Origin of the sequence: Catenuloplanes japonicus, from assembly GCF_000717135.1 — a bacterium.
GTDB lineage: Bacteria > Actinomycetota > Actinomycetes > Mycobacteriales > Micromonosporaceae > Catenuloplanes > Catenuloplanes japonicus.
Genome location: NZ_JNXY01000039.1, coordinates 52,677 through 69,906 on the forward strand (window position 1 = coordinate 52,677; position 17,230 = coordinate 69,906).

The 17,230-nt window shown below is 70.6% G+C and carries 17 protein-coding genes; 7 read left to right on the plus strand and 10 right to left on the minus strand.

The features are described 5' to 3' along the window. Window positions 1-48: 48 nt before the first annotated feature. Window positions 49-1,242, minus strand: a complete 1,194-nt coding sequence (gene mycP / locus OP04_RS41605; RefSeq protein ID WP_232323934.1) for a type VII secretion-associated serine protease mycosin — start codon at window positions 1,240-1,242, stop codon at window positions 49-51. A 363-nt stretch (window positions 1,243-1,605) separates the two neighbouring features. Here mycP and OP04_RS41610 point away from each other — a divergent pair, with 363 nt between their 5' ends. The 3 genes from OP04_RS41610 (at window position 1,606) to OP04_RS41620 (ending at window position 5,049) form a co-directional block, all read left to right on the plus strand. Then, window positions 1,606-3,306 (plus strand): nitrite/sulfite reductase, encoded by a 1,701-nt coding sequence (locus OP04_RS41610; RefSeq protein WP_033345524.1) that lies wholly within the window; start codon window positions 1,606-1,608, stop codon window positions 3,304-3,306. A 220-nt stretch (window positions 3,307-3,526) separates the two neighbouring features. Further along, window positions 3,527-4,270, plus strand: coding sequence for a phosphoadenylyl-sulfate reductase (locus tag OP04_RS41615; protein ID WP_063746867.1), 744 nt, complete (start codon window positions 3,527-3,529; stop codon window positions 4,268-4,270). Next, window positions 4,252-5,049 (plus strand): sirohydrochlorin chelatase, encoded by a 798-nt coding sequence (locus OP04_RS41620; protein ID WP_033345526.1) that lies wholly within the window; start codon window positions 4,252-4,254, stop codon window positions 5,047-5,049. Before OP04_RS41615 ends, OP04_RS41620 begins: the two co-directional genes overlap by 19 nt. A gap of 284 nt (window positions 5,050-5,333) precedes the next feature. Here OP04_RS41620 and OP04_RS41625 read toward each other — a convergent pair whose 3' ends face one another. After that, a complete protein-coding gene (locus OP04_RS41625) occupies window positions 5,334-5,588 on the minus strand; it encodes a WhiB family transcriptional regulator (RefSeq protein WP_033345527.1) in 255 nt (84 codons plus the stop codon). A 979-nt stretch (window positions 5,589-6,567) separates the two neighbouring features. Here OP04_RS41625 and OP04_RS41630 point away from each other — a divergent pair. Continuing rightward, window positions 6,568-6,990: a hypothetical protein gene (locus tag OP04_RS41630; protein WP_157241075.1), complete on the plus strand. Its 423-nt coding sequence runs from the start codon at window positions 6,568-6,570 to the stop codon at window positions 6,988-6,990. Window positions 6,991-7,248: 258 nt separating this feature from the next. Here OP04_RS41630 and OP04_RS41635 read toward each other — a convergent pair whose 3' ends face one another. The 3 genes from OP04_RS41635 to OP04_RS41645 form a co-directional block, all read right to left on the minus strand. Beyond that, the gene (locus tag OP04_RS41635; protein WP_033345528.1) at window positions 7,249-8,202 is read right to left on the minus strand and encodes a zinc-binding dehydrogenase; all 954 of its coding nucleotides are present in this window, start codon (window positions 8,200-8,202) and stop codon (window positions 7,249-7,251) included. 185 nt (window positions 8,203-8,387) lie between these two features. After that, window positions 8,388-9,539: an NAD(P)-dependent malic enzyme gene (locus OP04_RS41640; protein WP_033345529.1), complete on the minus strand. Its 1,152-nt coding sequence runs from the start codon at window positions 9,537-9,539 to the stop codon at window positions 8,388-8,390. Between the two features lie 223 nt (window positions 9,540-9,762). After that, the gene (locus OP04_RS41645) at window positions 9,763-10,068 is read right to left on the minus strand and encodes a S26 family signal peptidase (protein WP_269746736.1); all 306 of its coding nucleotides are present in this window, start codon (window positions 10,066-10,068) and stop codon (window positions 9,763-9,765) included. A 78-nt stretch (window positions 10,069-10,146) separates the two neighbouring features. Here OP04_RS41645 and sodN point away from each other — a divergent pair, with 78 nt between their 5' ends. Both sodN and OP04_RS41655 read left to right on the plus strand, forming a co-directional pair. Continuing rightward, a complete protein-coding gene (sodN, locus tag OP04_RS41650; protein ID WP_033345530.1) occupies window positions 10,147-10,551 on the plus strand; it encodes a superoxide dismutase, Ni in 405 nt (134 codons plus the stop codon). Window positions 10,552-10,719: 168 nt separating this feature from the next. Further along, window positions 10,720-11,109 (plus strand): ATP-binding protein, encoded by a 390-nt coding sequence (locus OP04_RS41655; protein ID WP_408606852.1) that lies wholly within the window; start codon window positions 10,720-10,722, stop codon window positions 11,107-11,109. 299 nt (window positions 11,110-11,408) lie between these two features. Here the strand turns inward: OP04_RS41655 and OP04_RS41660 are convergent, their stop codons facing one another. Beyond that, window positions 11,409-12,329 carry an alpha/beta hydrolase family protein gene (locus tag OP04_RS41660; protein ID WP_033345532.1) on the minus strand — a complete coding sequence of 307 codons (921 nt, stop codon included), beginning with the start codon at window positions 12,327-12,329 and terminating at the stop codon, window positions 11,409-11,411. Window positions 12,330-12,370: 41 nt separating this feature from the next. Further along, a complete protein-coding gene (locus tag OP04_RS41665) occupies window positions 12,371-13,294 on the minus strand; it encodes an alpha/beta hydrolase family protein (RefSeq protein WP_033345634.1) in 924 nt (307 codons plus the stop codon). 220 nt (window positions 13,295-13,514) lie between these two features. Here OP04_RS41665 and OP04_RS41670 point away from each other — a divergent pair, with 220 nt between their 5' ends. After that, the gene (locus OP04_RS41670) at window positions 13,515-13,700 is read left to right on the plus strand and encodes a hypothetical protein (protein WP_033345533.1); all 186 of its coding nucleotides are present in this window, start codon (window positions 13,515-13,517) and stop codon (window positions 13,698-13,700) included. An 8-nt stretch (window positions 13,701-13,708) separates the two neighbouring features. Here the strand turns inward: OP04_RS41670 and OP04_RS41675 are convergent, their stop codons facing one another. From OP04_RS41675 to OP04_RS41685, 3 genes are all read right to left on the minus strand, one after another. Further along, complete coding sequence (locus OP04_RS41675) at window positions 13,709-14,806, minus strand: acetate kinase (protein ID WP_033345534.1); 1,098 nt, start codon at window positions 14,804-14,806, stop codon at window positions 13,709-13,711. After that, the gene (pta, locus tag OP04_RS41680) at window positions 14,803-16,890 is read right to left on the minus strand and encodes a phosphate acetyltransferase (protein WP_085067193.1); all 2,088 of its coding nucleotides are present in this window, start codon (window positions 16,888-16,890) and stop codon (window positions 14,803-14,805) included. Before pta ends, OP04_RS41675 begins: the two co-directional genes overlap by 4 nt. A gap of 148 nt (window positions 16,891-17,038) precedes the next feature. Further along, on the minus strand, window positions 17,039-17,224 hold the full coding sequence (locus OP04_RS41685; protein WP_033345536.1) for a DUF6104 family protein: 186 nt from the start codon (window positions 17,222-17,224) through the stop codon (window positions 17,039-17,041). Between the last annotated feature and the right edge of the window lie 6 nt (window positions 17,225-17,230).

The window sequence follows — 17,230 nt, forward strand, 5'->3', positions numbered from 1 at the left end:
GACATCGGGGGTACGGCCGGAGCCGTACCCCCGATGTCGTTTGTGCTCTCAGATGTTGCCGTGGTTAGCGCGCCAGCCGTTGCGGCGGCCGCGCCGGATCAGCGGCGCGCCGGCCAGCGTGGCCACGGTCAGCACCAGCACGATCCCGATCGTCCACCATGCGACCGTCCGGGCCGTGGCGGTCGGATCGGCCGGTGCGCCGGCCAGCGCGATCGGCTCGACCGGCCGCTGTGATTTCGTGCTGAAGACCGTGGTCAGCGCCGCGTACGAGTTGACCATGCCGCTGCCGAACGAGGAGTCCTGGCCGGCCGGCGGCTGATCCGCCGTGGTCTTCAGGCGCGCCCGCACGTCCGCCGCCTTCATGTCCGGGAAGTACGACCGGACCAGTGCGACCGCACCGGACACGTACGCCGCGGCGAAGCTAGTGCCGCCGTCGCCCTCGGCGATGTAGCCGTTGCCGGTGCCCGCGGGCCCGAACAGGTTCAGCCCCGGCGCGGAGAGATCCACGTACGGCCCCTGGACGGACGTGGCGACGTGCCCGCCCTGCTCGTCGACGCCGGCCACGGCCAGCACCGTGTCGTACGCCGCGGGGAAGACCATGTTGCTGGCCGCGTCCGCCGCCTTGTTGCCACCGGCCGCGACCACGACCACGTTCTTCTGCTCCGCGTACGCGATGGCGGCGTCCATCTGCGGGACCTTGTCCGTCGCGAGCGAGAGGTTGATGACGTCCGCACCCTGGTCGACCGCGAACTCGATCGCCTGCGCGATGCGGATCGGCGCCTGGGGGTCCGTGGTGGTCTTGGCGTCCGGCAGCACCCGGAGCGGGAGGATCTTCGCATCCGGCGCGATTCCGGAGAAGCCGACGTCGACCCCATCCCTGCCGGCGATGATCCCGGCGACGACGGAGCCGTGGCCGGCCAGGTCGCAGAGGCCGTCGAAGTCCGGCAGACCGAAGTCGCGGCCGGGCAGCACCTGGCCCTTCATTGCCCGGTGGTCGCCGTTGACGCCGGAGTCGATGACCGCGATCGTGATGCCCGCGCCGCGGCTGAGCGGCCAGGACGCCTCCGGAGCCAGCCGGTTCAGCGCCCAGCTGCGCTGCGACGGCGCATCGTCGCCCGTCACGGCGCTGCCGCAGTCGACGGCCGCGGCGTACGCGGCGCCCGGCATCGCGAGCGGCACCGGTGCGACGAGCAGCGCGGCCAGCGTGAGCCGCGCGATGCGACGGAACAGGGGTGTACTCACGCGCCTGAGAGTAGCGGCTGGCCTCCACAGACACGGATATGGATGAACACATTGTTACGGCGTGACGGTAACCACAGCGTAACCGGCATCTGGGACGCGCGGCTCGGCCCCTGGCCGGGCCGGGATCGATGTGGCAGCATGAGGGGCGTGATTACCGCCGCGAACCGTGCCGTGACGCTGGGGCTGACGTCCCGCCGTCACGTCGACTACGGTCGCGTGCGCAGCGCCATCTGTCCGGTCTGCTGACCTCGCCCGCACCAGTCTGCCTGGGCGTGCATCCGCCGGCCCGTTGACGATGACGTCGCTGATCCCGCCGTGCCTGCTGCGCGTCCTTCAACCCGAGCCATACCGGAGGACGCCGCGATGGCGGTTAGCACCACTCCCACGACCGGCGGCAACGCCCGCCCCGCCCGTCGCCCTCGCGGCGAGGGGCAATGGGCGATGGGTCACCGAGAGCCGCTGAACCCCAACGAGCGCAGCAAGAAGGACGACAACCCGCTCAACGTCCGCGCCCGGATCGAGAACATCTACGCCCACGGCGGGTTCGACTCGATCGACCCGGCCGACCTGCGGGGCCGTTTCCGCTGGTGGGGGCTTTACACCCAGCGCAAGGCCGGCATCGACGGCGGACGCACCGCCGTGCTGGAGCCGGAGGAGCTGGAGGACAAGTTCTTCATGCTCCGCGTTCGCGTCGACGGCGGCCAGCTCAGCCTGGCCCAGCTGCGCGTGATCGCGGAGATCTCGGAGAAGTACGGCCGGAACAGCGCCGACATCACCGACCGGCAGAACATTCAGCTGCACTGGATCCGGGTCGAGGACATGCCCGCGATCTGGAAGGCGCTGGAGGACGTCGGCCTCTACACCACCGAGGCGTGCGGCGACTGCCCGCGCGTGGTGATGGGCAGCCCGGTCGCGGGCGTCTCCGCGGACGAGGTGATCGACCCGACCTCGGCGATCGACGAGATCGTGGAGCGCTTCGTCGGCGACCCGGCGTACTCGAACCTGCCGCGCAAGTTCAAGTCGTCCATCTCCTGGCTGGCCGACATGCCGTACGAGGTGAACGACATCTCGTTCCTCGGCGTGATCCACCCGGAGCACGGCCCCGGCTTCGACCTCTGGGTCGGCGGCGGCCTCTCCACCAACCCGATGCTCGCGCAGCGCCTGGGCGTCTGGGTGCCGCTGGCCGAGCTGGCCGACGTCTGGGAGGGCGTGGTCAGCATCTTCCGCGACTACGGCTACCGGCGGCTGCGGCACCGCGCCCGGCTGAAGTTCCTGGTCAACGACTGGGGCGTGGAGAAGTTCCGCGAGGTGCTGGAGAAGGAGTACCTCGGCCGCACGCTGATCGACGGTCCCGCGCCGGAGCTGCCGGAGAAGCCGATCGACCACATCGGCGTGCACGCCCAGGCGGACGGCAAGCGGTACGTCGGGGCCGCGCCGGTCGTCGGCCGGACCTCCGGCGAGCAGCTGCGGAAGCTGGCGGACGTGGTGGCGGCGCACGGCAGCGACCGGGTGCGGCTGACGGCGTACCAGAAGCTGCTGGTCCTGGACGTGGCGCCGGAGCAGGTCGACTCGCTGGTGTCCGGGCTGCGGAAGATCGGGCTGGAGTCGTTCCCGTCGGTCTGGCGCCGGTCCACGATGGCCTGCACCGGCCTGGAGTACTGCAAGCTCGCGATCGTCGAGACCAAGGCGCGCGGCCAGCAGCTGGTGGAGCGGCTGGAGGAACGGCTGGGCGACCTCGCGGGCGAGGACATCTCCATTCACATCAACGGCTGCCCGAACGCGTGTGCCCGCACGCAGATCGCGGACATCGGCCTCAAGGGCCAGCTGGTGATGGGCCCGGACGGCAAGCAGGTGGAGGGCTTCCAGGTCCACCTGGGCGGCGGACTGGGCATGGCCGAGGGCCAGAAGGCCGGCTTCGGCCGCAAGCTGCGGGGTCTCAAGACCACCGCGGACGAGCTTCCCGAGTACGTGGAGCGGCTGACCAGGCGCTACCTGGCCGGTCGCACGGACGGCGAGCGGTTCGCCGACTGGGTGATCAGGGTTGAGGAGGACGAACTGCGATGAGCGAACGTGCTGCCCCTCTGTACTGCCCGTACTGCGGCGACGAGGATCTTCGCCCGCACGCGGAGACGCACGGCGCCTGGGAGTGCCGTTCCTGCGTGCGCGTATTTTCCATCAAGTTCATCGGAATACTCCGAGAGGTGGTGGAGACCCGATGAGCGCGCTGTCAGCCGCCGGTCTCAACCTGATCAAGGTCGATGCCCCGCCGCAGTTGTCCGCCACGATGTCCGCGCTGGTCCAGCCTCTGCCGGAGCCCGAGCCGGTCGAGGAGGCCCGCCGCACGCCGGAGGAGCTCAAGGCCATCGCGGCCGAGGGCAACCGGCTGCTGGAGGGCGCGCCCGCCGAGGAGATCGCGCGCTGGGCCGCCGAGCAGTTCGGCGACCGGTTCTGCGTCACCAGCTCGATGGCGGACGCGGTTCTCGCGCACATCGTGTCCCGCGTGAAGCCCGGGGTCGATGTCGTCTTCCTCGACACCGGCCTGCACTTCCCGGAGACGTACAAGATCCGTGACCTGGTGGCGGCCACGCTCCCGGTCAACGTGCGCTCGATACGCCCGCGGCTCACGGTCGGCCAGCAGGACGGGGAGTACGGCCCGCGCCTGTTCAACCGCGCGCCGGACGAGTGCTGCTTCATGCGCAAGGTCGAGCCGCTCAACCGCGCGCTCGCCGGGTACGACGCGTGGGCGGCCGGCCTGCGCCGCGACGAGTCGCCGACCCGGGCGAACACGCCGGTGGTCGGCTTCGACCCGAAGAAGGGCAAGGTGAAGGTCAACCCGATCGCCGCCTGGACCCAGACCGACGTCGACCGGTACATCGCGCGGTGGAACGTGCCGGTCAACGAGCTGTTCCGCAAGGGCTACACCTCGCTCGGCTGCTGGCCGTGCACGCGTCGCACCAAGGCGGGCGAGGACCCGCGTGCCGGCCGCTGGGCGATGTTCGAGAAGACCGAATGCGGGCTGCACCTCTAGCCGGCACCGCGCTGGTCCTGGTCGCCCACGGCAGCCGGGACCCGCGCGCCGCCCACGCCACCCGTGCGCTGGTCCGGGCGGTTGCCGCCGCCCGGCCCGGCGCGGACGTCCGCGCGTCCTATCTGGACCATGCCGGCCCGCGGCCGGCCGAGGTGCTGCACGGGCTGGAGACGTTCGGGTGCTCCCGGGCGATCCTGGTGCCGCTGCTGCTCACCGCCGCCTATCACGGCCGGGTCGACGTGCCGGACGTGGTGCGGACCGCGCGCGCGGACGGCCTGCGCATGCCGGTCGAGATCAGCGACGTGATCGGCCCGTTCGACGGTGTGGTGCCGGACCTGCTGCTGGCCGGGCTGTTGCGCCGCCTCGCCGAGGTCACCGGGGCCCGGCCCGGCACGCCGGTGCGGGATCCCGGCTTCGACGCGGTGCTGCTGGCCGCGGCCGGCACGAACGACGTGGTCGCGCGCGGGACGGTGGCACAGGCCGCGGTCGCGCTCGGTGACGTGCTCGGCGTGCCGTCCGCGGTCGCCTACGCGTCCGCGTCGCCGCCCACGGGGGCGGAGGCGGTGACCGCGCTGCGGGAGGCCGGTGCTCGCCGGATCGCGATCGCCGGATATTTCCTGGCGCCGGGCCTGCTCTACGACTCGGTGGTGGCGTCGGCGCGGTCGGCCGGGGGAGTGGTGGCGGTGGCATCGCCGTTGACGGACGCGCGGGACATCGCGCGGCTGGTGCTGTCGCGCGTGGACGCGGTCACGTTCAGCAGCGAGATGCAGGCCGCCTGAAGCAGGGAGATGCCGGCTGCCTGAAGCAAGCGGGATGCCGGCTGCCTGAGACAGCGGGTTGCAGGCCGCCTGACGACCGCGGCCGTGTCGGTCACGGAGCGGGCCGGGGGCGCTCGATACGTACCATATTCGGATTTATGGCTTTTTGAGGTTTTTGATGCTTTAAGGTTTGGGAGGGTGTGTTTCGGGGCAACTGGGCTGCGATGAGTCGCGAGATCTGGTGCCCCGCACAGCAAAACGCCCCGGGAGGGGTGCTCCCGGGGCGTTGCGCTAGTGGTGATGGTTCAGGCGGAGTGAGCGCGGACCCGCAGGCCGCCGCGGCGCTTCACGGCGCGCCGCTCCTCTTCACTCATTCCGCCCCAGACGCCCGCATCCTGACCCGACTCGAGCGCCCAGGCAAGGCACTCCTCGGTCACGGGGCAGCGCCGGCAAACCGACTTGGCCTGCTCGACCTGGAGGAGCGCGGGGCCGGACGTCCCGATCGGGAAGAACAGCTCAGGGTCCTCGTCGCGGCAGACAGAATCGTGGCGCCAGTCCATGGCGGCAACACTCCTTGTTCTTCGGATCGGTTTTGGTAAATGCGTAATTCCATTACTTATGCGCGCGCGGCGTTGATCGCGACGGTGTGCAGCCATCGGTCAACAGTGCGTGAGCAGGCGTTTGTGGAGCCCGTGTTTGTTGCGGAGCGGTCGCACTGCGTGCGCGTCCCGGCAACATCCCCGTAACTCATTTCGCTTGTGAATGCTTTCACGAACTCTGGCAAAGTCAAGAGGCGCGCTGCGAAAAAGTTCGGCGCGGTGAGCTAGCTCACGACCCCTTTGTCCGAATTTCGGCGTTCCTCCGAGACCCGGCACGCGACAGTCAAAAGTCAATGTAGTACGGTCCCCGCCGCATTGCCGTCATTTCCGGCCCGGTTTCTTGTGCTGGGTGCCACGGCGCCGATCTCTTGGATCATGTCGCGGCAACCTGATATTGGGCGGGTACCCAGTCCCTAGCAGATTACACGCGCCGCGTCCGGTACTTCGTGAAACTGTACTTTCCGTCGATCCCCAAGATACTCACCGTCAAGTCGGTACGGCCGCGGCCCGGTGGCCGGCGGCGGTATACGGGCAGGTCATGCAAGCTCAACGCCCGATTGGCCGGTCCGGTCGCGTGCTGACGGAAAATCTGCCCCAAAGTGCGGAAGCCTCGCCGCGGCGCGTAACTACCCGATCGCAAGTCGCGTCCCTATCCGAGATCAAATGACGCATGTGGACACACGGAAACCGGGCGATCACCGATATAGGTCATCGGGCTACTGATCCGCGCGATCAACGTGTCCAATCCGGCCGCGGGGGTGTGCCGATCTCGTTGATCCTGATCGGAGGGGAACGCGCCGATCATCCGACTCGTGTAGTGCGTTGGAGTAGTCGTCCGACTACGCACTCGGCATGCCTCGCATCCGGCACCGTCCCGAAACGTCAAGTGGCGGTTACCGGCCCGGCCGTCATCCCCGTCACCGCCGGTATCGTGGGAGTCGTGACCACCACCCCCGAGGTAGAGCCCGTCACCTCCCCGCCGACGCTGCGGGTGGCCGTGCTGCTCCTCAAGGCGCAGGCCGTGGTGGTCGGTGCGATCGCCATCTTCCTGATCTTCAAGGACATCACGGCCACGTTCTCGTCGCTCGGCGTCGCGATCGGCGTCACGGTCTTCACCGTCGCCGCGTCCGCCACCATCTACGCGATCGCCCGCGCGCTCGGCCACCACCGCAGCGGCGCCCGCGCGCCCGGCATCGTGGCCCAGCTGATGCTGATCGCGATCGGCTACTACATGATCCAGGGCGGCCTCGGCTGGGTCGGCGCCGTGCTGATCGCGCTCGCGGTCCTGGTGATCGGCCTCATCGTGTCGCCGCCGTCCACGCGCGCGCTCGGCTACGGCGCCCCGGACGACGAAACGGCCTGAGCGCCCCGCTGCGGCATCGTCCGGCGCCCGGCACTGTCGTGTGTGGAGCGTGCGCCGCCGGGCCGCCAGCGTTCCTGTGGGCGGCTCGGGGCGTGCCAAGCCGCGTTCGTTCGATCCGGCGGCATCCCGAGAAGCCCTGAACAGCAGAAGATCGAGATATTCCCGCCTACGCGGTGGTCCGGCCCGCATGCTCTCGCGGGCACCGGTCGTCGCCGGCGCTCCTCCCTGCCGGTTCGCGGTGGGCCAGAACCCAGGACCTCATCGGGTGTGGTCGAGAGCGATCTTGCCGAAGATGTGGCCCGAGGCGAGTTTCGCGAAGGCCGCGCCGGCCTCGCTGAAGCCGAAGACCGTGTCGATCACCGGGCGCACGTCCTTGGTGACGCACAGGTCGAGGAGGGCGGCGAGTTCGTCCGGCGTGCCCATGGACGTGCCGAGGATCTCCAGGCTCATGGCGAAGACGCGGCGCAGGTTGACCGCGGGGAGGTGGCCGGAGGTGGCGCCGGAGACGACGATGCGCGCGCCGAAGCCGGCGCACTTCAGCGAGTGGTCGAACGTGGCCTCGCCGACCGTCTCGATCACCACGCCGACGCGCTCGGGCAGGCGGGCGCCGGGCTCGACCGCGGTCGCGCCGAGCGCGGCGATCCGCTCACGCTTGGCGGCGTCACGGCTGGTCGCGTAGACGCGCTTGCCCATGGCGAGCGCCAGCACCACGGCCGCGGTGGCCACGCCGCCGCCGGCACCCTGCACGAGCACCGCGTCGGCCTCGGCGACGCGGCCGCGGGAGGTGAGCATGCGGTACGCGGTGAGCCACGAGGTGGGCAGGCAGGCCGCGTCCGCGAACGTGAGACCGGCGGGCTTGGGCACCAGGTTCGCGGCCGGGACGGTCACCCGCTCCGCCAGCGTGCCCTGGTGGTGCTCGGAGAGGATCGAGAAGCCGCGCGGGTCGCCCGGGTCCGAGACCACCGGGTAGACCACGACCTCGCTGCCGTCCGGCGCGATGCCGGCCGCGTCGCAGCCGAGAATCATCGGCAGCTGTTTCTCCGAGAGGCCGACGCCGCGCAGCGACCACAGGTCGTGGTGGTTGAGCGCACTGGCCCGCACCTCCACGGTGACCCAGTCGTCGCCGGCGGGCACGGGCTCGGGGCGCTCGCCGACGGTCAGGGCCGTCAGCGGGGACTCGTCGTCGATCCTGGACGCGAACGCAGCACGCATGTCTCGCACGCTACTGGGCTTCCGGCGTCAGCGTGAGGCGGTGGCCGGCGGGCCGGCCGCTGTTTCGTGAAATTTCGGGCGCGACCCGCCTCCATCGATCCTGGGGCTTCGGGACCTCGACGCCGAGGCCCGGTAACGCGCGGTGCGGGCCCCGAGGCCCGCACCGCTCCGATGACCGGCTCGCGTCAGACGGGCTGTTGCGCCGCGGCGGCGACCGCGGCGGCCACGGCCGGGGCGACGCGGGGGTCCAGCGGGGACGGGACGATCGCGTCCGCGGTGAGCGAGGACGAGACCACGCCGGCGATCGCGTCCGCGGCGGCGACCTTCATCGCGTCCGTGACGGTGCGGGCGCGGACCTGCATGGCACCCCGGAAGACGCCCGGGAACGCCAGCACGTTGTTGATCTGGTTGGGGAAGTCGGAACGGCCGGTGGCGACCACGGCCGCGTGCCGGGACGCGATGTCCGGGTGCACCTCGGGCGTGGGGTTGGCGAGCGCGAAGACGATGCTGTTCCGCGCCATCCGGGCCACGGCGGACTCGTCGATGGTGCCGCCGGAGACGCCGATCAGCACGTCCGCGCCGTCCAGCGCGTTCTCGATGCCGCCGGTGACCATGCCGCCGTTGGTCAGGCCGGCCAGTTCGGTCTTGGCGCCGCCGAGGCCGCCGCGGTCCCGGTGCAGGATGCCCTTGGAGTCGCAGACCACCACGTTGCCGGCCCGCACGCCGCCCGCGATCAGCATCTTGGTGACCGCGACGCCGGCCGCGCCCGCGCCGCTGACCACCACGCGCAGGTCACCGAGGTCGCGGCCGAGCAGCGTGGCCGCGTTGCGCAGCGCCGCGAGCGTGACGATCGCGGTGCCGTGCTGGTCGTCGTGGAAGACCGGGATCGGCAGCGCCGCGTCCAGCCGGCGCTCGATCTCGAAGCAGCGCGGCGCGCTGATGTCCTCCAGGTTGATGCCACCGAACGAGGGCGCCAGCGCGGTCACCACGCGGATGATCTCTTCGGTGTCCTGGGTGTCGAGGCAGATCGGCACCGCGTCGACGCCGCCGAACTGCTTGAACAGCACCGCCTTGCCCTCCATGACCGGCATGGCGGCGCGCGGCCCGATGTTGCCGAGGCCGAGCACGGCGGACCCGTCCGTGACCACCGCGACCGCGTTACCGGTCCAGGTGTACTCGGCGGCCAGGTCGGGGTTCTCCGCGATGGCCTCGCAGACCCGGGCGACGCCGGGCGTGTAGGCGAGCGAGAGGTCTTCGCGACTCGTCAGCGGGACGGTCGAGGCGACGGCCATCTTGCCGCCTCGGTGCAGGTCGAAGACGGGATCAGCGGATGCCATTGGGGACTCCACTCCGTGACGTCTCGCCCACGGCGTCTGATCGCGGGGCGAGGAAACGCGCTCAGCAGCAGGCAGCCGAGCAGGAAAAATACATGCTCAGCCGGCAAGCAAGCCGTGGTCAGCGCTGACCGGCGGAGTGCACGGGGGTCACCCGGTGTAGCGGCCGATCATAGTGACCGGCCAGGACCCCACGGGTGGGCGGGGTCGTTCCCGACAGTAACGGTTATCGACGGAAAAACGTCGGTGCCGGCCAGTATCGAAATGTCACACGCCCCCGCACGTCCGCCACGCCGTATGCCCGGGAGTCGTCCGTGACCAGCGGATTGTCGCCCTCCAGCCACCAACCGCCGTCCTGGGGCCGGACGGCCCGCTTGACCACGAGCAGCCCGGGGCGGGACCGGAACTCGCCGATCACGACGTCGCCGGGACGTACGCGGGCGCGCTCCCACACGAGCACCGCATCGCCGTGCCGGAGCGTCGGCACCATCGACGGTCCGTGTACCAGGACCGGCAGGAACACGCGTTTCACCTCTCTCGGTTGGGGCACGAATGCCAGGAGTAGTGTCACCACTGAGGATCATCGCAACTGCTCATCGGAGGAATCCTGATGCGACTCCCGCGCATGTTTACTCCTCGCACCGTTGCCAGCGCCCACTGCGACCTGCCGTGTGGCATCTACGACCCGGCTCAGGCCCGCATCGAGGCGGAGTCGGTCAAGGCGATCAGCGAGAAGTACCAGGCCAACCAGGACCCGGAGTTCCGTACCCGGGCTCTGATCATCAAGGAGCAGCGCTCCGAGCTGGTCAAGCACCACCTGTGGGTGCTGTGGACCGACTACTTCAAGCCGCCGCACTTCGAGAAGTACCCGCAGCTGCACAGCCTCTTCAACGAGGCCACGAAGCTCGCGGGCGCGACCGGCGCGAAGGGTTCGGCCGACCCGGCCAAGGCCGAGGAGCTGCTGGGCAAGATCGAGGAGATCTCCAAGATCTTCTGGGAGACCAAGCAGGCCTGAACGGCGTGGAGGACCGGCCGGTGCATCGATGTTGCGATGCTCCGGCCGGTTTGCCGCATCAGGCTGCAGGAAACACCACACGAAGAAGTTGCACCTCGGGCACGCGCCGCGGGCGACGAAGGCGGTAGAGTCGCCGATCGGGGGGATGACCCGGTGACTGATCTGACAATGGAGCCCGCGACGGACGACGACGTCGTGCTGCTCACGGTGCCCGCCGACGGCGGTTACCTCAGCGTGCTCCGCACCGCCACGGCCGGGCTCGCCGCGCGCCTGCACTTCGCGCTGGACGAGATCGAGGACCTTCGCATCGCGGTCGACGAGGCCTGCGCCATGCTGCTCGCCATCGCGCCGCGCGGCGCCGATCTGGAGTGCCGCTTCTCGGTCACCGAGGACGCGCTCACCGTCCAGGTCAGCGTGCCCACGGTCCGCGGCGCCAAGCTGCCGTCCGAGTCCAGCTTCGCCTGGAAGGTCCTGACCGCCCTCACCACCGCGGCCAGCGCCGGCGCGGCCGACGGCAAGGCCACGATCACCCTGCTCACGCAGCGCACCAGCGCCTAGCGTCGATCCGCCGGCATCCCGCGACGCACGAGCGCGAAGAGCCGGATCAAAGGCACACCGCGGAGAATTTTCCCGCTCTCGCGGTGGTCCAGGTCCGCGTGCTCCCGCGGGCCGCCGGATCCGTGGGTGGTTACGTCCAGTTCTTTCGCGATTCCGTGACCAGCGGCGGAACCGGCTCCGACGCCGGGAGGCAAGCGGAGCGCCGGCGGAGTCTTGGCGGACGGCGAGGTTTGCCCGCGGGAGCATGCGGACCGCGACCACGCCGGAAGCGGGAAAATGAATTGGATCTTGATCTTGCTTTACAGCTGGTCGTCGAGTTCGGCCAGGTCGCCCTTTGCGGCGGCGGACGGGATGCGGGTCTTGGCGGCGGTGTCGCCGTAGAGGGACCAGCGCAGGAACTCGATCGTGGTGCCGGCGACGACGGTGAGCGAGTCGCCCTCGGAGAGCGCGCCGACGTGGTCGCCCTGGGGGAGCGTGAGCATCGCCTTGGGCCACGGGACGGCGTCGAAGGCGGACTTGCCGGACGAGTACGGCACGACCTGGTCCAGTTCGCCGTGCACGAACAGCATCGGCGTCTCCTTGCCGGAGAAGCCGGTGCCGACGCCGAGCGTGCTGCCGGCCAGAACGATGCCGGCGTCCAGGCGCTTGTCGCGGCCCCGGGTGAACTCGCCGATCGTGGTGATGCCGCCGGCGGAGTGACCGGCGGCCGCGACCCGGTCCGTGCGCAGCCGCCCGGCGAACCGGTCGCCGTCCTTCTCGTTGAGTTTCAGCACCTCGGTCAGCACGTAGGCCGCGTCCGCGGGCTGGTTGAGCACGTCGAGCGGGTTCTGCTGGCTGCCGGCGGTGGTGTTCGGATAGGCGGGCGCGACCACCACGAAACCGGCGGCGGCCCACTTGACCAGCAGGTCCGTGTAGTCGGCAGGCTTGCCGCCGAGCCCGTGACTGAAGATGACCACGGGGAACTCGCCCTCGGTCGCCTTCGGATGCCAGATCGTGGTCGGCAGCGCGCGGCCATCGCGTGCGAAGTCCATGGTCCGCTTCGAGACCGTGAAACGCTCGGTGGGCGCGGTGCCGGGCGGCGCGGGCTCGTCCGGCTCGGCGGGCGGTTCCTCGGCCACCGGGCGGGCCTGGGTCGGCCGGTCGCCGCCGTCGAGCGCGCAGGCGGCGGGCAACAGCATCAGCGGTACGGCGAGCGCGACGAGTCTGCGGCGACGGGACACGCGCTCGATTGTGCCCGCGCGGCCCTGGCATCGACCACTGTTCAGATCCTGCCGCTCATCGAGGAGACGCCGGCGAGCGTGGCGTCGATCGGCAGGCGGGTGCGGGCACCCTTGTCGCCGTAGAGCGTCCAGCGCAGGAAGTCGGTCATCGTGGTGTTCGCCTCGGTGAAACCGGCGCGGCCGGGCGTGAGGTACTCGCCGTGGCCCTGCCCGGCCAGCGTCACGAACGCCTTCGGCCACGGCACGCGGTCGTAGGCGGCCTGCGCGACGTACGGCGCGACGATCGGGTCCGCGCCGCCGTGCACGAAGAGCATGGACGCCTCCGGCCCGGCGAACGTGCCGGGCAGCCCGCCACCCGCGATCACGATGCCGGCGCGCAGCCGCGGGTCGTGCCCGGTGGTGAACAGGCCGGCCGTGGTGAAGCCGCCCGCGGAGTGCCCGGCCGCGGCGATGTGACCGACGTCGAGCCGGCCCTTGAACGGGTCGCCGCGCAGCGTGTCGCGCCGGATGATGTCCTGCAGCACGAACTCGGCGTCGCCGGGCTGGTTGCGTACGTCCCAGCGCTCGAAGTCATCAGCGCGCGCGTGCGTGTGCGGGTACGCCGGCGCGGCCACCACGAACCCGGCCGACGCCCAGCGGGTGAGCAGTGCCGTGAAGAGCTGCGGCGAGCTGGCCAGCCCGTGGCTGAACAGCACGATCGGGAAGCGGCCGGCCGCGGGGCGCGCGTCCGTGCGGGCCGGGTCGCCGGCGCGACGGCCGTCCGCCGGGTACCAGACCGTGGTGGGCAGCGGCCGGTCGTCGCCGCGGGCCAGGTTCAGCGTCCGGACACCGACCGGGTACGGCACCGTGGGCGCCGCGCCCGCGGCCCGGCTGGTGGGCGCCTCCGGCGTCGCGGCCTGGGCGGCCTGGCACGCGGAGACGCCGGTCAGCAGGGCGGCGGCGAGCAGCACACGCCAGCCCCGCATCGTCATGTCTCGAACGGTAGGGGCGCGGCAGATCATCAGCCTTGGCCGAACGGGTGGATCTGACAAGGCCGCATAGATGCATTACCTTCAGTGCCTGAATCGCTGCTTTAAGTAACCATTTATGACGCATGTCAATTCATATGGGTGCTTTTTCCGGCCACATGTCGGCTAGGCGCACGGGTATGCGTGAATGCCGGAGCGCTTCGCTATCGTTCGTGGCATGGCAGATGAGTACGAGGACCCGAGTGGCAGCACCATGGCCTTCCGGGCCTACATGAACCGTCAGGAGCAGGAGCAGCAGGCCGCCGAGCCCGCGGCCCCCACCAAGTCCAACCTCCCGCTGATCATCGGCGCGGGCGTGGCGGTGGCGGTCGTGGTCGGCGTCCTGCTGTTCTTCGTTCTGTAAGAGGCCTGTCAGCCGCCGAGCACGGCGCGGGTCTGCGTGGCGATCTCGAGTTCCTCATCGGTCGGCACCACGCACACCGTGACCCGCGATTCCGGGCTGGAGACGACCCGTTCGCCGCGCTCCGGCGCGGCGTTCCGGTCAGCGTCCACCTCGATGCCGAGCGCGCCGAGACCGGCGAGCGCGGCCGCGCGGACCGCCGCCGAGTTCTCCCCGACGCCGGCGGTGAACGTGATCGCGTCGACCCGGCCCAGCACCGCGTAGTAGGAACCCACCAGCTCCTTGATCCGTCGCGTGCAGACGTCGAACGCGAGCGTGGCCGCCTCGTCGCCCTGCTGCCGGCGGCGCTCCACCTCCCGCATGTCGCTGACGCCGGCCAGGCCGCGCAGGCCGCTGCGCTTGTTCAGCAGTTCATCGATCTCGTCCAGCGACAGGCCGCCGACCCGGTGCAGGTGGAAGATGATCGCGGGGTCCAGGCTGCCGCTGCGGGTGCCCATCACCAGGCCCTCCAGCGGGGACAGGCCCATGGAGGTGGCGACGCTGCGACCGCCCTCGACCGCGCAGGCGCTGGCGCCGTTGCCGAGGTGCAGCGTGATGACGTTGGTGTGTTCCGGGTCCTTGTTCAGCAGCGCGGCGGTGCGGCGGGACACGTAGGCGTGCGAGGTGCCGTGGAAGCCGTAGCGGCGGACGCGATTGGCTGTGGCCGTTTCCATGTCGATCGCGTAGGTCGAGGCCTCGGGCGGCAGCGTGCTGTGGAACGCGGTGTCGAAGACCGCGACCTGCGGCACGTCCGGCAGCAGCTTGCGTGCGGTCTCGATGCCGGCCAGGTTCGCCGGATTGTGCAGCGGGGCCAGCGGGATCAGCCGCTCGATGGTGCGGACCACGTCGTCGTCGATGCGGGTGGGCCGGGTGAAGTCCGCGCCGCCGTGCACGACGCGGTGGCCGACCGCGTCGAGGTTGTCGAGGCTGATCTCGTTGAAGGTCTCCTGAAGCGCCCGTGCGTGATCGGTCACCTCCTCCACCAGCCCCTTGGCGACCGTCTCCGCGCCGTCGAAGAGCCGGTACTTCAGGGAGGACGAACCGGTGTTGAGCACCAGCACACGGCTCATTGCGACTCTCCGGCGGCCTGGATCGCGGTGATCGCGACCGTGTTGACGATGTCCTTGACGGTGGCGCCGCGGGAGAGGTCGTTCACCGGGCGGCGCAGCGCCTGCATGACCGGGCCGACCGCGACCGCGTTCGCGGAGCGCTGGACCGCCTTGTAGGTGTTGTTGCCGGTGTTCAGGTCCGGGAAGACGAAGACCGTGGCCTTGCCCGCGACCGCGCTGTCCGGCAGCTTCGTGGCGGCCACGCCCGGGTCGATCGCGGCGTCGTACTGGATCGGGCCCTCCACCGGCAGGTCCGGCCGGCGGGCGCGGACCAGGCGGGTGGCCTCGGCGACCTTCTCCACGTCCGCACCCGCGCCGGACGTGCCGGTCGAGTAGGACAGCATCGCCACGCGGGGCTCGATGCCGAACCGGGCCGCGGTCTCGGCGGAGGAGAGCGCGATGTCGGCCAGCTGCTCCGCATTCGGATCCGGGTTGACCGCGCAGTCGCCGTAGACCAGCACGCGGTCGGCCAGCAGCATCAGGAACACGCTGGACGCCACGGAGACGCCCGGCACGGTCTTGATGATCTCGAAGGCCGGGCGGATCGTCGCCGCGGTGGTGTGCGTGGCACCGGAGACCATGCCGTCCGCGCGACCGGTGTGCACCATCATCGTGCCGAAGTAGCTGACGTCCCGGACCACGTCGCGGGCCAGCTCCAGCGTCATCGCCCGGTGCTTGCGGATCTCCGCGTAGCGCTCCGCGAACTCCTCGGCCCACTCGCTGGTCGCGGGGTTGTGCAGCTCGGCCTTGTTGATGTCGAGCCCCAGCTCGCGGGCCTTGCGGTGGATCTCGTCCGGGTCGCCGAGCAGCGTCAGGTCCGCCACGCCGCGCCGCAGCAGGATCTCGGTGGCGCGCAGGATGCGCTCCTCCGTGCCCTCCGGCAGTACCAGCCGTTTGCGGTGCGTGCGGGCGCGGTCGATCAGGTCGTACTCGAACATCATCGGCGTCACCCGGCTGCTGCGCGTCACGTCCAGCCGCCGGGCAAGCTCCTCGGTGTCCACGGTCGCCTCGAACGCGCCGATCGCGGCCTGCACCTTGCGCGGGTTGCGGGAATGCTGGCCCGCCTCGATCCGGCTGGCGGCGGCGATCGTGTGATAGCTGTCCGTCTTCACGGAGAGCACGGCCAGGCCGCTGTGCAGGTTGTCGATCAGGCGCGCGACCCGCTCGTCCGGCCGCTCGCCGAGCGTCAGCACCAGACCGGCCACGGACACCTCGCCGGCCGCGTGCGCCGCTGCCGCGGCCACCAGCAGGTCCGCCCGGTCGCCAGGCGTGATCATCAGACAGCCATCAGTCAAATGATCAAGCAGCACGGGTACGTGGGCCGCGCCCACCACCAGGTCGAGCACGTCGCGGTCGAGCGCCTTGGCATCGCCGCTGAGGATCTCCGCACCCAGCGCCTCGGCCAGCTCGCCCACGGTCGGCGCGGAGACGGTCGGGACCTCGGGGATCAGGTAGGTCGGGACGGTCTGGTCCGCCGGCGCCTCCGTGCCCTCCGGCACTCGGTTCGCGATCACGGCCAGCACGGTGGCGCCGAGATCCTGCACGCTGTGGTACGCGCCGCGCGCGGCGGAGGCCACCTCGTCGGCGGACGCGTCCCGGCCGTCCACCACCGGGATCACCACGCTGCCGAACTCCGTGGCCAGCCGCACGTTGAACGCGAACTCGCGGGGCAGGCCCGGACCCGGCTCGCCGTTGTCGTCGAAGTCGCTGCCGATCACCACGATCGCGTCGAAATGCCGCTCCAGCGCGCGGTAGCGGTCCACCACGCGGGAGATCAGCTCCTCGCGGTTGCCGGTCGCGACCAGCGCCGACGCCTCCGCGAACGTGGTGCCGAACAGCTCCTCGTAGGGCAGATCAAGCTGGTAACGGTCGTGGAGCACGGACAGGATGGCGTCCGGCCTGTCGCGGGTGGCGACCAGCGGCCGGAAGACGCCGACGCGCGGCGTCTGCCGGGAGAGGAGCTCGGTCAGGCCGAGCGCGATGGTTGATTTTCCGCCGCCGGGACCGAGCCCGGCAATGTAGACGCTTCGACCCACGAGGCTCAACCTACCCGTGGTGAGCGCCGGAACACCCAGGTCTTAGGACCTTGATCAACGTCACGTCACCACAGGTGCCACCGGGCCCGGCCGCAGGCGCCGTTCTCCGCCCGGGAACATGTAGCCACCGCCGGGAGCGGCGCCGGCGACCGGAAGCTCAGGCGTCATCGTCGTCCGGGTCGTCGAGGCGGGCGAGCCAGGTGGCGAGGCGCTCGATCGGGGTCTCGAACTCGGGGTTGAGGTCGACGAAGTCGCGCAGGCGCTCGGCGACCCACTCGATCGTGACCTGCTCCTCGCCGCGGCGCTCGTTCAGCTCTTCGATGCCGCGATCGGTGAAGTACATGTGCTT

Excerpts from the sequence above, each read along its gene's own strand:
- OP04_RS41610 (WP_033345524.1), top strand. The coding sequence starts at position 1,606 with ATGGCGGTTAGCACCACTCCCACGACCGGCGGCAACGCCCGCCCCGCC.
- OP04_RS41615 (WP_063746867.1), top strand. The coding sequence starts at position 3,527 with ATGTCCGCGCTGGTCCAGCCTCTGCCGGAGCCCGAGCCGGTCGAGGAG.
- OP04_RS41620 (WP_033345526.1), top strand. The coding sequence starts at position 4,252 with ATGCGGGCTGCACCTCTAGCCGGCACCGCGCTGGTCCTGGTCGCCCAC.
- OP04_RS41625 (WP_033345527.1), bottom strand. The coding sequence starts at position 5,588 with ATGGACTGGCGCCACGATTCTGTCTGCCGCGACGAGGACCCTGAGCTG.
- OP04_RS41635 (WP_033345528.1), bottom strand. The coding sequence starts at position 8,202 with ATGCGTGCTGCGTTCGCGTCCAGGATCGACGACGAGTCCCCGCTGACG.
- OP04_RS41640 (WP_033345529.1), bottom strand. The coding sequence starts at position 9,539 with ATGGCATCCGCTGATCCCGTCTTCGACCTGCACCGAGGCGGCAAGATG.
- sodN (WP_033345530.1), top strand. The coding sequence starts at position 10,147 with ATGCGACTCCCGCGCATGTTTACTCCTCGCACCGTTGCCAGCGCCCAC.
- OP04_RS41655 (WP_408606852.1), top strand. The coding sequence starts at position 10,720 with ATGGAGCCCGCGACGGACGACGACGTCGTGCTGCTCACGGTGCCCGCC.
- OP04_RS41665 (WP_033345634.1), bottom strand. The coding sequence starts at position 13,294 with ATGCGGGGCTGGCGTGTGCTGCTCGCCGCCGCCCTGCTGACCGGCGTC.
- OP04_RS41670 (WP_033345533.1), top strand. The coding sequence starts at position 13,515 with ATGGCAGATGAGTACGAGGACCCGAGTGGCAGCACCATGGCCTTCCGG.
- OP04_RS41675 (WP_033345534.1), bottom strand. The coding sequence starts at position 14,806 with ATGAGCCGTGTGCTGGTGCTCAACACCGGTTCGTCCTCCCTGAAGTAC.
- OP04_RS41685 (WP_033345536.1), bottom strand. The coding sequence starts at position 17,224 with ATGTACTTCACCGATCGCGGCATCGAAGAGCTGAACGAGCGCCGCGGC.